The 13665-nt window shown below is 43.8% G+C and carries 13 protein-coding genes, 1 tRNA gene and 1 pseudogene; 9 read left to right on the top strand and 6 right to left on the bottom strand.

All coding sequences use genetic code 11. The features are described 5' to 3' along the window. Positions 1–8 precede the first annotated feature (8 nt). Complete coding sequence (gene minC, locus ACTS60_RS18030; RefSeq protein WP_440889360.1) at positions 9–671, bottom strand: septum site-determining protein MinC; 663 nt, start codon at positions 669–671, stop codon at positions 9–11. 197 nt (positions 672–868) lie between these two features. On the opposite strand from minC, the gene ACTS60_RS18025 reads away from it, so the two are divergent. From ACTS60_RS18025 to ACTS60_RS18010, 4 genes are all read left to right on the top strand, one after another. Further along, complete coding sequence (locus ACTS60_RS18025; RefSeq protein ID WP_010446889.1) at positions 869–1153, top strand: YcgL domain-containing protein; 285 nt, start codon at positions 869–871, stop codon at positions 1151–1153. 44 nt (positions 1154–1197) lie between these two features. Beyond that, positions 1198–2169: a lytic murein transglycosylase gene (locus ACTS60_RS18020; RefSeq protein ID WP_010446891.1), complete on the top strand. Its 972-nt coding sequence runs from the start codon at positions 1198–1200 to the stop codon at positions 2167–2169. Between the two features lie 80 nt (positions 2170–2249). Continuing rightward, positions 2250–3194 carry a LysR family transcriptional regulator gene (locus ACTS60_RS18015; RefSeq protein ID WP_440889359.1) on the top strand — a complete coding sequence of 315 codons (945 nt, stop codon included), beginning with the start codon at positions 2250–2252 and terminating at the stop codon, positions 3192–3194. A 235-nt stretch (positions 3195–3429) separates the two neighbouring features. Then, the gene (locus tag ACTS60_RS18010) at positions 3430–4629 is read left to right on the top strand and encodes a NupC/NupG family nucleoside CNT transporter (protein ID WP_071235582.1); all 1200 of its coding nucleotides are present in this window, start codon (positions 3430–3432) and stop codon (positions 4627–4629) included. An 81-nt stretch (positions 4630–4710) separates the two neighbouring features. Here ACTS60_RS18010 and ACTS60_RS18005 read toward each other — a convergent pair whose 3' ends face one another. Together ACTS60_RS18005 and folD are read right to left on the bottom strand one after the other, a co-directional pair. Continuing rightward, entirely contained in the window at positions 4711–5157 is a 447-nt protein-coding gene (locus ACTS60_RS18005) for an endonuclease domain-containing protein (RefSeq protein WP_440889358.1), read from the bottom strand. Between the two features lie 751 nt (positions 5158–5908). Further along, entirely contained in the window at positions 5909–6769 is an 861-nt protein-coding gene (folD, locus tag ACTS60_RS18000; protein WP_010446897.1) for a bifunctional methylenetetrahydrofolate dehydrogenase/methenyltetrahydrofolate cyclohydrolase FolD, read from the bottom strand. 204 nt (positions 6770–6973) lie between these two features. Here folD and ACTS60_RS17995 point away from each other — a divergent pair. The 5 genes and pseudogenes from ACTS60_RS17995 (at position 6974) to ACTS60_RS17975 (ending at position 10219) form a co-directional block, all read left to right on the top strand. Further along, positions 6974–7050, top strand: a tRNA-Arg gene (locus ACTS60_RS17995). Positions 7051–7211: 161 nt separating this feature from the next. Further along, a pseudogene (locus ACTS60_RS17990) lies at positions 7212–7796 on the top strand (class I SAM-dependent methyltransferase); the annotation flags it as partial. Positions 7797–7816: 20 nt separating this feature from the next. Beyond that, positions 7817–8944 (top strand): HNH endonuclease, encoded by a 1128-nt coding sequence (locus ACTS60_RS17985; RefSeq protein WP_088881150.1) that lies wholly within the window; start codon positions 7817–7819, stop codon positions 8942–8944. 268 nt (positions 8945–9212) lie between these two features. Further along, positions 9213–9830, top strand: a complete 618-nt coding sequence (locus tag ACTS60_RS17980; RefSeq protein ID WP_282065864.1) for a hypothetical protein — start codon at positions 9213–9215, stop codon at positions 9828–9830. A 44-nt stretch (positions 9831–9874) separates the two neighbouring features. Then, complete coding sequence (locus ACTS60_RS17975; protein WP_440889357.1) at positions 9875–10219, top strand: hypothetical protein; 345 nt, start codon at positions 9875–9877, stop codon at positions 10217–10219. Between the two features lie 23 nt (positions 10220–10242). Here the strand turns inward: ACTS60_RS17975 and ACTS60_RS17970 are convergent, their stop codons facing one another. The 3 genes from ACTS60_RS17970 to ACTS60_RS17960 are packed head-to-tail and all read right to left on the bottom strand — an operon-like array spanning position 10243 to position 13103. Continuing rightward, positions 10243–10539 (bottom strand): PAAR domain-containing protein, encoded by a 297-nt coding sequence (locus tag ACTS60_RS17970; RefSeq protein ID WP_010446907.1) that lies wholly within the window; start codon positions 10537–10539, stop codon positions 10243–10245. Between the two features lie 9 nt (positions 10540–10548). After that, a complete protein-coding gene (locus ACTS60_RS17965) occupies positions 10549–11112 on the bottom strand; it encodes a DUF6931 family protein (RefSeq protein WP_440889356.1) in 564 nt (187 codons plus the stop codon). After that, positions 11112–13103, bottom strand: coding sequence for a type VI secretion system Vgr family protein (locus ACTS60_RS17960; RefSeq protein WP_440889355.1), 1992 nt, complete (start codon positions 13101–13103; stop codon positions 11112–11114). The genes ACTS60_RS17965 and ACTS60_RS17960 overlap by 1 nt, the downstream gene beginning before the upstream one ends. Positions 13104–13665 lie beyond the last annotated feature (562 nt).

Below are 13665 nucleotides of genomic sequence, written 5' to 3'. Positions count from 1 at the left end.
TTTAAAACTTAAATCGTGAGAGTCTCAAGATGTAATGACTCTTCTGCTTTACTGATCATTACTTTTTGTTTCCAGAACTCACTCGCAATTTGATCACTAAGCCAATAGTCACCCGCTATGGAGATTAGCTCAGCTTGTAAATTGTGGCAGATAATTCGAGCTTCGCTTTGTCCGCTTGCTCCTGCGATTGCACGGCCACGTAGTGTTCCGTGGATATGAATAGAGCCATCGGCAATAACTTCAGCCCCTTCGCTAACATGCGCGAGTACGACTAAATCGCCATCTTTGGCGTATACCTGTTGGCCAGAGCGAACAGGTGTGCGCACCACCTTCGTTGGTGCCATTTTCGCTGGTGCTTTTGCAGGAGATTTACTAGCAGACATGATGGCGAAGCCCGCTTCAGAGGCAAGGTTTTGTATGCGTTTGTCTTTGCAACCCGTTACGCCAACCGGAATAAAGCCGGCGTTAGCGATGCCTTGCTTCAATGCGCTAAAATCAATATCGCCTTCAACTTTTGCTATATTGATCACCAATGGGGCGGACGCAAAAAAAGAAGGCGCTTGAGAAACCTTTTCTTGCAAAAATTCGACAGTTTTGACGATCTCATTGTCAGAAAGGTGTAAAACAGACAATGTAAAACTGCTACCTTTAAGGTCAGGTGAATGGGTCATCGTGGACTTCTTGCCTCTGTTGAAAGAGCGTTGCCTTAAACTAGGTATGTCATGTTATATTTCATCCCTTGACGCAGCAAGTTATCTTAAGGGCAAATAAGTGATTTAATCTCATTTTTGCTATCAAGTTTGCGAGAATTTTACGTTTTTATTTAAATCCGCCCCAAAATGGCGGAAATCAGCACAAAAGGCTTGTCATGCTTTGTTCTATTTATAAAAGTTCCAAGAAAGAAGGCGCTTACCTCTACATTCCGAAAAAAGACGATTTTTCACAGGTGCCTGACACACTTATGCAGATGTTCGGTAAGCCTATGCCGGTTATGACGATCAAACTAGAAGGTCGTAGCCTAGCTCAAGTGGATGTCGAGAAAGTGAAAGCTTCATTACAAAATGAAGGCTTTTTCCTTCAGTTGCCACCACCACCAGAAAACTTATTAGAAAAATACAAAGAACAAAAAGCTCAGCAGAAAGACGAACAATAAGTCGGTTTTCTATTGAGTGATCTGCCTTGCTCAAGGAGGGCAATATGAAAAAAATACTGGCAACGATGCTTAGTTTAGGTGTTTGTACTTCGGCTTTTGCTAGTAGCGAAGGGTTTGACGAATACCTTAATAAACTGCGAGCAGAAGCTCGTGATAAAGGTATCTCTGAGCAAGTCATCAGCGCTGCGTTTGCCGATGTTGAATACAAGCCTCGAGCGGTAAAAGCGGATCGAAACCAGCCAGAGAAAAAGCTGACGTTGGACGAGTACATTCCTCGAGCTGTTCCTGAATGGAAGGTTAAACAAGCGAAGCAGTTATACAAAGAGCATTACGCAGAGCTAAAACGCATTGGTGATGAATTTGGTGTTCAACCACGCTTTATTGTTGCGCTTTGGGGCGTGGAGAGTAATTTCGGTAAGTTCACAGGTAACTTCCGTGTTATCGATGCTTTGTCGACCATGGCGTTTGAAGGCCGACGTGAAGAGTTCTTCCGCAAAGAGACCATGGCCGCGCTACAAATTCTTGATCAAGGCCATATTGAGCTAGAGAACTTCAAAGGATCTTGGGCTGGTGCGATGGGACAGTGTCAGTTTATGCCTAGCTCATTTTTGCGTTTTGCCGCGGATGGCAATGGCGACGGTAAGAAAGACATCTGGCAATCAGAAGCAGACGTATTTGCTTCAACCGCTAACTACTTAGGTGAGTCTGGTTGGGACGACAAATACACGTGGGGTCGTCAAGTAAAAGTGCCGCATGGTATTGATCATAACCTTGAAGGTCGTGGTGCCGAAAAAGGCAAATACCTGCAAGAGTGGAGCAAGCTTGGTATCACCAAATACGATGGCAGCCCATTGCCTAAGTTGGACGAAGACATCAAAGCTTGGCTAATCATGCCAGATGATGAAAACGGCCGTACTTACTTGGTGTACAACAACTACAACGTATTGATGAAGTGGAACCGCTCTTACTACTTTGCGCTGGCGGTAAGTCACTTAGCTGACCGCATTACTTTCTAAGTGCTTAATTCTAATTAATCAGTCAATATGAAAGGGGCTCTTCGGAGCCCTTTGTTTTCTCAAATTTTATCGAGGTTTTCGTGTTATCTGAACGTGCTGCACAAATGGTGATCTTCTCTGCGTTGATCAAACATAAGAACTTTACCGCTGCGGCTAAGAGCTTAGGTGTGTCCGTGTCTCACGTCAGTAAGCAGCTCAGTCAATTAGAGGCTTCGTTAGGCATTAAGCTTGTGCAACGTACCACTCGTAGTTTCACCCCAACGGAGGCTGGTCGAACTTTCTATCACCATTGTGAGCAAGTCGTACAAGCGGTTGGCAATGCGACCCGAGAAATGGAAAGCCAAAGAGATGAAGTGGCAGGCCTCGTTCGATTAGGACTATCGCAGTCATTTGGCACCTTACACATTATTCCAGCGATTCAAGAGTTGCGTGAACAGTACCCACAGTTACAAGTAGAAGTTCACCTATTTGATTACAAAGTGGATATGTTAGATGAGGGATTAGACCTTTGGATCACCAACAATGAGCGTCTACCAGAAGGCTACATTGCACAGCGATTAACAGATTGCCAGTTTATTGTAGCGGCCTCACCAGAATATTTGTTAAAGCACACCACACCCACGGAACCTAATGAACTCTCTCAACACAATTGTTTGATATATAGAAGTTGGGAGCGTGACTACACCAGTTGGGCTTTCACTAAAGGCGAGCAAGAGCTTAATGTCAAAGTTTCGGGCAACTATTCGGTTGATTTAGCAGAAGCGGTTCGTGATGCTGCGATATCGGGGTGGGGGATTGCTTACTTAGCAACTTACCTGCTTGGTGATGAGTTCCGAACCGGTAAGTTGATTCAGTTGTTACCAGACTGGAAAGCAAGTCAATCGATGCCGTTTTATGCGGTCTACCCAAGCCGCCAACACATGCCGAGAAAGATCTCTGCAGTGATCGATTTTATTAAGCAAAGGATTGGCACACCTTGTCACTGGGACCAGAAATTAGCACCATACATCTCTTTACCAAAGTAGTGGTTACAGAAGGTGATTTAAGTCACAAAATTTTTCTGGTTTCAGAAACATCTTTTCCAAATGGAAATAATATAAATAGGCAAACGTTTAAGTTTAAATATTTCAATTGGTTACATTTAAGGTCAAATAGTAACCAGCCTGACTTTTCACACTGTTAACATACCCAACTTGCAGCTTTTTCTTCTCGCTATAGAATCCGACGCCTTTCCTGTCCCCCTTTTGTCGGAACCACTTTATGAACTCAATTATTGGTATCGTAGCCATTCTATTCGTAGCATGGCTGCTTTCTACAAACAGAAAAAATATCAAGCTCAGAACGGTATCTTTAGCGTTTGCTCTTCAAGTGCTGTTTGCATTGTTGGTGCTGTATGTACCAGCAGGCAGAGAAGCGTTAAGTTCAGTAAGTGGAGTCGTCTCTAAACTGATCAACTACGGCCAAGAAGGTATCGCATTTCTTTTTGGCAATCTTGCAACGGGCGGGTTCACATTCGCGATTAATGTTCTTGGCATCATTGTCTTCTTCTCTTCATTAATCTCTGGTTTGTATCACCTAGGGGTAATGCCGAGAGTCATCAACTTCATTGGTGGCGGTATCCAAAAGTTATTGGGTATTGGCCGCGCAGAATCGCTTTCTGCAACCGCGAACATTTTTGTTGGCACGATTGAAGCTCCGTTAATGGTGAAGCCATACCTTAAGCACATGACGGATTCACAGTTCTTCGCGGTAATGACGGGTGGTTTGGCTTCTGTGGCTGGTGGTACCTTGGTTGGTTACGCTTCTTTAGGGGTGGATTTAAACTACTTGATAGCTGCGGCATTTATGTCTGCTCCTGCTGGTCTTTTGATGGCGAAAATGCTGATGCCAGAAGATGAGGTAAAAGCACCAGATATCGATATCAGCCAAGTAGAGATTCCGCGTGCAACCAATGTGGTAGAAGCTTTGGCAGATGGTGCCATGGCAGGTGTCAGCATTGCTATCTCTGTTGGTGGGACTTTGCTGGCATTCATCAGTGTGATTGCACTGCTTAACGGTGTGCTAGGCTGGGTTGGTGATTGGTTCGGTGTTCAACTGAGTTTTGAACTAGTCCTTGGTTACGTGTTTGCTCCTGTTGCTTGGTTGCTTGGTATTCCTTGGAATGAGGCGATCACTGCAGGCTCATTAATCGGTAACAAAATCGTAGTGAACGAGTTTGTCGCTTTCATTCAATTGGCTGACGTGAAGTCTCAACTGAGTGCCCATTCACAAGCGATTGTTACTTTTGCTCTGTGTGGCTTTGCGAACATCTCAAGCATGGCAATGCTAATTGGTGGCCTAGGCTCACTTGTTCCGGAGAAGCGCGCTTTCGTATCTAAACATGGTTTCAGAGCAATTATTGCTGGTGTGATGGCTAACCTGATGAGTGCATCAATCGCTGGCGTGATTTTGAGTTTGTAACAGAACCCCTCCCTAACCCTCCCCTTCGAAAGGGGAGGGAACTAGACCCGAGTGCGCTTATTATGAAGCGTCAATCGACAGTTAATATAATTTCTGTGACGATTGCATTAGTTGAATCGAGCTCTTTCCGGTCCTCCCCCTTTCTAAGGGGGGAGTTAGAGGGGGTTGCTGCTCTGAACTAAACAGAATAATCTTTTCTAAAACAGACTCGGTTTGCTTCATCACTTCTTCGTTGGTGAATCGCAGAACCTCAATCCCCAATGCTTCCATGAATGCATCCCTCATTGAGTCTTTTTCTTTCCCCTCAGTAGAGAAATGACTATCACCATCAATCTCAATAACCAAGTTCAATTCCGCACAATAGAAGTCAACAATATAGCGACCAATGCCATGTTGCCTACGAAATTTCATGCCAAGCTGTTTATGCCTGATTCTTTGCCAAAGTACTTTTTCAGGTTTTGGCATATTTGCACGTAATCGACTTCTGATTGGCTTTTGGTACTTTAAATTAAAAGTTCGTTGTGGCACTTGTACTTCCTTTGCGTTCTCAACCCCTCCCTAACCCTCCCCTTAGAAAGGGGAGGGGACTAGACCTGAGCTCGCTTAGTGTGAAACACCAACCGACAATTAATATGATGTTCGCTGTAATTTCATGAGTAAAAGCGATCTCAGCCCGATCCTTCCCATTTCTAAGAGGGAGTTCGAGGGGGTTGCTACTCCGCACTAAATCCAGCTTCGGCATTTGAATTAGTCAGGGAACCAAAAGCGAATGCAGCCCAGTCCTCCCCCTTTCCAAGGGGAGTTAGAGGGGGTTATTACTCCGAACTAAATCCAGCTTCGGCATTTGAGTAAGTCAGGAAACAAAAAGCGAATGCAGCCCAGTCCTCCCCATTTTCAAGGGGGAGCTAGAGGGGGTTATTACTCCGAACTAAACTTAGCTTCGGCATTTGAATTAGTCAACGAACCAAAAGCAAACTCAGCCCAGTCCTCCCCCTTTTCAAGGGGGAGTTAGAGGGGGTGTTGCTCCGAACCAAATCCAGCTTCGGCATTTGGATAAGTCAGCGCACCAAAAGCTAGCTCAGTCCAGTCCTCCCCCTTTTCAAGGGGGAGTTAGAGGGGGTTGCTGCTCTGAACTAAATCCGGTTTCGGTATTTGAATCACTCAGCGATCCAAAAGTTAGCTCAGTCCAGTCCTCCCCATTTTCAAGGGGGAGTTAGAGGGGGTTATTACTCCAAACAAAAAGGGCTCCTTGCGGAGCCCTTTTAGTATCGGTAATTCTTTATTTCTTCGTATGGAACTGCTCGCAAGCCAGCATTGTGTTCTCAATCAGGCTTGCTACCGTCATCGGGCCAACGCCGCCCGGTACTGGGGTAATGAAGCTCGCATTCTCACGTGCTTTATCGTATTCCACGTCACCGACTAGCTTGCCAGACTCAAGACGGTTGATACCCACATCGACCACAACTGCGCCTTTCTTAATCCACTCACCAGGAATGAAGTTTGGTTTACCAACTGCAACCACAACTAGATCAGCTTGGCGAACGTGGCCTTCTAGGTCTTTTGTGAAGCGGTGACAAGTCGTTGTTGTACATCCAGCAAGAAGCAGCTCAAGCGTCATTGGGCGGCCAACGATGTTCGATGCGCCAACAACAACCGCGTGCTTACCACGTAGTTCAATGTTGTAACGGTCAAGAAGAGTGATGATGCCTTTTGGTGTACAAGAGCGAAGCTTAGGAATGCGCTGCGCTAGACGGCCCACATTGTAAGGGTGGAAACCATCTACGTCTTTTTCTGGGTGAATACGCTCAAGAACGTGTGTTGCATCAATGCCAGCAGGAAGTGGCAACTGAACAAGAATGCCGTCGATTTCTGCATCGTTGTTCAACTCATCAATCAGAGCCAACAACTCTTCTTCTGAAGAGGTTGCAGGAAGGTCAAAAGACTTAGATACAAAGCCAACTTCTTCGCATGCACGGCGCTTACTGCCAACGTATACCTGAGATGCTGGGTCTTCGCCAACTAAAACCACTGCCAATCCTGGCGCACGTAGTCCTGCTTCTTTGCGAGCTTTCACTCGAGCCGCAACTTCCGAACGAACAGTTTGGGAGATAAGGGTTCCATCAATATTTTGAGCAGTCATGACTTTCCTTAATAAATTGAGAAGGCAAATTAATCGCTGCGCATTGTCGCAGAAAAAATGTGAGACATCCATACGCAAACGTTTGCTTTGTGGTGTTTTTGAACATTTCTCATTTCAATGCCCTTTTTTTAGGCACTCAGATCAGAATGTTATGAAAACCCGTTGATTTAAGCGTTTGAACTCGTATAATCCTGTCCCTGTAGCGCGCCCTTAGCTCAGCTGGATAGAGCACGTCCCTTCTAAGGATGTGGTCATAGGTTCGAATCCTATAGGGCGTGCCATTTATTTAGAAACCCCGATAGCTCCTCGAGTTATCGGGGTTTTGTCGTTTTTAGACTGCAGAATTTTTAACGCAACCTCCCCTACAACTTCTGCACTACCTGCTAGTCTTTGCAATCAATAGCACTTACTATGTGTTCACTTCAATTGCAGTCTTATCTTTATGTCCTCAACTTCTAATTTCTATAACCAAAATGCGAGCTCATTAGCGGAGCAATACAACTCGACGACGTTTGAGAACGTTCATGCGAGCTGGCAGGCTTTTTGGCCTCATGCTGGCGGTCGGGTATTGGATGTGGGAGCGGGGTCTGGGCGAGATGCAAAATGGATGATGGAGCAAGGTTGTGAGGTGATTGCTCTTGAACCAGCGGCAACTCTACTAGAGCTTGGTAGAGTTAAGACGGGTGATTTGGTTACTTGGCTTGATGATGCCTTGCCTGCACTTGAGAAAACGACCAATTTAGGGCTTCGCTTTGATCTGATATTAGTGAGTGCGGTTTGGATGCATCTTGCTACTTCTCATCGTGAACGCGCTTTCCGTAAGCTCTCTAATCTACTGGCACCCAATGGTCGATTGGTCATAAGCCTTCGCCATGGTGAATTCACTGATGGGCGTAAAGCTTATCCTGTCTCTGTTCAAGAGTTAGAACAGCTGGCAAAGAACAGTGCGCTTATGGTTAGGCATGTTTCTGAAAGCGATGATCAGCTTAAGCGTGATGACATTCATTGGCAGACGGTTGTTATTTCAAAGTAAGAGAAGGAGAGGTTGTGTCTCTTCAATATTATGTGAATAAATTCTGTAACTTGAACGTAAATAGTTCAAATGGAAAAAAGAGTCCCCACAAAGTGTGTATGTTACTCGCTGTTATGGACTTAATTCGGGCTGGCCATATCGCTACCAACAAGATTGAATTTAACTCTATCCTTAAAGAGCGGTTCACATACCATTTTGAAAACCTAGCAGTAGGGAATGATCGAAATACGCCAGAAAACCCTTACTTCTTTTTGAGAAGTGAGGGTTTTTGGCATCACTCTTACAATGATGGGTATTATCCAGAAAATACAAAGAGGTACTCACCTAAAGCCATCTCATATGCTTACGTCGACGATGAGTTATTTGAATACATGAGTAGCAGTATTGTCTCAAATGAATTGAAAGAAGCGCTTGTATCTAACTTATCAGACCTATCTTCATTATTTCATCGGTGGCTACTTGATTTGGGTAAATCAGAGAAGACGGCAAAGAACTATGTAGGTGCAGTCCGTGGCTCGATATCAAACTGGTTAATGGATGCCGAAAAAATCGAAAAGCCGCTAACAGACCTTAAATCATACTCCGACTTTAAGAGCTATAGGCTTAAAGCTGAGCATCTACCCGAATTTCAAGTTCGCGATATCAAAGGTAAAGGTATGTATAGTGCTGCGCTGTCCCACTATGACACCTTCCTGGCTGATTTATCACAAATTGATGTCAACGCTGATATTCGAAAGGTAATGAATGACCAACAGCTGAGTACTACTGAAAAGACAGTTTTAGTTAATACTAGAATGGGACAGGGGCACTTTCGAAGTAAGCTTATTGATATGTGGGGAGGCTGTGCTGTTACTGGATTCAAGAATACACAACTGCTATTAGCATCTCATATTAAACCTTGGCGAGACTCTAATAACGAAGAGCGATTAGATAAGTTCAATGGACTGTTATTGTTACCAAATTTGGATAAGGCATTTGATCTCGGTTTCATTTCATTTGACGATAAAGGGAAGGTGCTAATATCGCGTTACCTAGAGAAACCGGAAGTTCTAGGATTGAATGAAGATATGTACTTTCATGTTCATCGAGAGCATAAATATTATCTTGGTCACCATCGAGGGTTGTTATTTAAAGGGTTGTAAAATTGGCTTGAATTCTATTCACCCAAACCCTGAAATATAATTGCTCAAGATATTTATTAATCGCAATTAAATCAAAATCTTAGAAAGGTTCTTTTCTTCGATTCTAAGTGACTTGAGTTTGCGCCAAAATCGTAAGATTTTTAGATTTGATTCGTGTATAAGGCATATTCGTAGCATTCGCTATACCATCCCTTCATAAAAGACAGAGACCTCACTCGATTTCGGGTGAGGTCTTTTTCGATCCAAAAATTCAATAAAGGAAACAATTATGGCCGTTATTACACGACACACGATCACGCCTGAAAAACTGACTTTCACGCAATTAGCAAAGGTGATTTTACTGTTTAAAGGAATCTCTCCGGAATACAAAGAGGAGTGCTGCCCTAGTTTCAAAATTCGTGAAACTGCTATCCAACAGCTGATTGGGCAATCTCTATCGTTGGAAAACCGCGCAGATTTAGTCAGGGAGTTCAACCTATTGGGGTGGGAAGTTGCCATTAACCCAGAGTATTGGTTGGTATTTACAGTGCCAAATGTCCATAACTGGCACGAAGTTGGACAGTGGCTACCGTACAGCGTGACTGAGAACTTCCAGCGCGGCATTGCTCCTTGCTCACGAGACTTGTGCCAACAGTTGGGCATATCTGTGAATGAAGTTGCTAAGTTCTATGGCTACAGCGAGGAAAAGATTCGTGATGAGCTAGTTTGTGAGGCTTATGACTGTGCAGATGAAGAAACACAAGAAGAGTTTGATGAAACAGGTGATGAGTCACTGTTCGATATCGAAGAAGGTACTCAGTTACCGATAGATACCTTTTCATATTGGCAGTATTTGGATTTCTATTTGGCCACTAAGGGCTTAAACAGAAAAGCGCCATTGTTCTAATTGTCGATAGCCCCGCTAGTCGGGGCTTATTGTGGAGATAAGCGATGAACATTAATCACATATTGGGTATTCCAGAAGAAGTAAAACACCATTTGGAGAATATAAATGCGATGTTTGAGCAAGGAAAGTACAACGCTGAGCACTTACATGAACAGGTTTTGATACTGGAGTGGCAGTTGGAGTTGCTCGCTATCAGTTATTTAGCTCGTGATATTCAATTGCTGCCAAGCAACAAACGATCGATGAAAAGAGAGCAACTTATCAGGCGATTGCTATTGATGAATCATCAAGTAAATACCGTCGTTGCCGCGGGTAAATGGCATAACCAAACTATCGCTGAGCGAGTTTGTGATGCGTTGGCTGAGTTAGTGCAGATCACTGCACGTTGAGATCGCACGGAAACACAATATCGTTATCCACCAATCAACACGGTTGGCATGCCCATCACTATAGTTCCGCCATGGGCCGTTAGATCGCCCATGCGCGCTGCAGGCTTATTGTTAATCAGCACGGTTGCACTTCCTTTAACTACGCTATCTGGAGGGCCAACACAAACACATATCTGCCCTAGAGTGGCGGCTGGTAGGTTGCCGATCAATACTGTTGTTGGGAGAGGGAGCAATGGCCCACCCACGTGAGGGATTGGCACCACGGCTGGTGTTTGCATCGGACACATGTGCATGTCTGTTGCTCTGGCTGCTGGTAGCATGTTTTTTCCCTATTGTTGACCGTTTCCGCCAGAGGCGATGTTTAGACCCATTTCTATAAACTGTTGATAGCGTTCTTTTGCTTCTTCACCGTCAGGTAAAACGGCTGAAAGGTTAATGCTTCCTGCGACCGCTTGTGCGTACAAGTATGGGGGAGGGGGAACGGCAGGATCCTCTGGCTTAATCATACTGCCACCACTCCAAAAAGCCGCTTGAGCTGCCCAGCCTGCACCGGTTTCTAATCCCGCTTTATTTGCCATTTGTTCTGCAAATCGGCGGCTTGTTTCATCAGGTGTATAAACCCAAGCCTTTGCTGCGCGAATGGCATTGGCTTCGTCTTCTTTCCAGTGATGCAGAGAGGCGGCGCAGGTTACGCTCCACCAAATAGATTCACGAACTGGGAGAGCATGTGCAAGAAAAGTCACAGCATCGGCAAACAGCTCTTGATCCATCGCCACAGAAATCAAATCGATAGGCGTAGTGTTCGCGTCTGCTAACTCTGCGAATGCGGCATTTGGCTCGTAGACACTTAAGATCTCTTGCGCGGATTGGTGAGGAACCTTTATCAACATCATCAATTTACCTTTGTAATTGCGCCTTGAATTTGCACCATGGCCCCGGCTTTTATTTGTGTCATGGCACTGCCGTTAACCGACACTAACGCTGCTTTTACATCGGCCTTACCTTGGCCTTCAATATTGATCATTGCGGCTTTCATCTCTGCTTTTGCTTTACCTGAAACAGAGACTTGAGGAGCGTCGATCTTAATACCACTAGCGCTGATCTCGATTTTACTCGCGCCCACTTTGAGTTCGATCTTCGATTTACCGCAGATCGACACTTGGTTGCCATCAACGCTGACTGTCGATTTAGCCGCAATATTGATGTTGGAAGCGGCACTGAGATTTAGATCCTTCTCACTGTCACCCGTCCAGTTGTCTTTACTTTTGGCGGTAAGCGTTTTTTCACTTTCGACTTGTATGTCTTCTTTAACGTTTAAGGTGGCACTCTTCTCAACTTGGGTCTTTTTCATGCCTTTAATCGTTGACTGGCTGTCGTTATTTACGTCCAGTAGCCAATCTTTTTCAGCATGTAAGTACACTTGTTCTTTGTCTTTTTGATCTTCAAAACGCAGTTCGTTTCCTTGCTTGCTGCTGCCCTTAGGCGTTGAACGAGTTTTGATGCCATTTTGAGTATCCGAGCTGTAAGGAGCCGCGCTGTTTTTGTTGTATAGAGAGCCAGTCACGATAGGGCGATTGGGGTCACCATCAATGTATTGCACAATCACTTCATCACCAATGCGTGGTGTGAACTGAGAACCAAACCCCTTACTGGCGAACCCTTGTGATACTGGCAACCAACATGAACTGTTCTCGTCATTTTTGCCACCTCTATCCCAGTGAAATTGCACTTTTACTCGACCCAATTTATCTCGGTAAATCTCTTCTCCCTTTGGCCCGGTGACGGTTGCGGTATGTAAGCTATGGACACGCGGTTTATCTAATATCTCTGGGCGAAAAACCAGTGACGAAGGGATGCAAGAAAACTGATTCTGATAAGCGACGTCGTTGTTCGATTCTTCTCTGGATATGCGGTGTGATAGATGAGTAACGATGTACTCTTGGTTCATTGAACCGAGAGGATGGTTCGTTAGTTCAAATTTATAGCCACAAGCAAGCGTCGCTAAACTTGATGATGAGTGAGAGCCTGACTTCTTAAGATCCAGCGCTTCCATATGCATTTTAGCTGCGTCACGGGCTTCATTTTTATTCTCGTGACCAAATGCAAAGAGTTCTTGCGTCAATGAAGTTGACGCGTAACTTTCGGTGCTTTTTCGGGGGCCGCTATCAAAGAATTCAGCCAGATCTTGAGTATGATCGGCGACAGATACCTTTCCGCTGCCAACATGATGGGATTGGCTCCACGTTGTTAGTACGTGCTGCTGATTGTTGCCACCTATTTGATAGCTCAACTTTGGAGCGGATATTTTCTCAAATCGTTGATTCGAATCGCCAATGCAGATTGTCGACTTATTGGATTGATGGCGTACGTGGTAGTGCCAACCTTCGCTTGCTAACAAGCGCTGTATAAAAGCTTGGTCGGTTTCATCAAGTTGAACACAGTACTCATGCTTTTTCCCATTTCCGGAAAGGGAAAAGTGAAAATAGCTTTTGAGATCAGCTTGTTCTAGAAGCTTTTCAATGATCTGTTTCGTCGTCATGTTTTGAAAAATCTGACGACTGCGTTTGTATTGCAGCAAGCTAAGCGGATCCAATATCTCTATTTGATAGTAAAATTGGTGCTTGTCTTTGCTATACCCTGTGAATTGCAGAGTGCTACATATGCCCGAAAAAAAGCGCTTTCCAGAGTCAAACTCATAAGACACACAAACAGCTTTGCCTAGGTTTTTGGTATCGATCTCCATGTTTGCTGCTATGGAAACGGAAAATTGACAACCGCCGGATATGCTTTCTTCCCCAATTAATTGGGTGACGATATAACTTTTGTTATCTGAAAGCTTAATGGTGAGGGAGCGGGTTTGGTGCTTTAATTCGTTACTGCTCATATTCACTTAATTCACTATTAAATAAACAGTTCTAAAAGGCTGTTTATTGGATGAACATTCGAAATTATAACATAATAATTGATATTATTATTACTTGGTGTATTGGTATCAACTTTCATGCTCTATACATTTAATCTATTTCGAGTTAGACCTTAATTCAAGGTAATTTGTCTATTTAATTATTACCTGAATAATATGTAATCGATTACTTTGCAGTTATTTTTATTATAAAATATGTTTCATTTTTAAGACGCTGAGCTAGTGCTTTCATGTTTTTATGATGGTGATATCTTTGAGGTTATATTTAAGACATTGTTAATATATAAAGACTCATTGTGTCTTGTTTATTTTAATTTAAATTAAATCAGTAGTTTATCGAATTTCTCTTCTTTTTGTAGTGTTATTTTTAAGAGGTTGGATGACCTAAAAATCACCTAAATATGGCGTGAATAGGTCTTTCTATAATTCATCTCAAAGATATACTCTTGGCAATTAATAAATGTGTCACTTCGTATGAAACAATATTAGTAAAGTGTTATTTTTGCTGCGCAAATAAGAATTT

The organism is Vibrio sp. WZ-1 (assembly GCF_052037695.1).
Taxonomy (GTDB): domain Bacteria; phylum Pseudomonadota; class Gammaproteobacteria; order Enterobacterales; family Vibrionaceae; genus Vibrio.
This window is presented reverse-complemented; position numbering and strand designations above follow the sequence as displayed.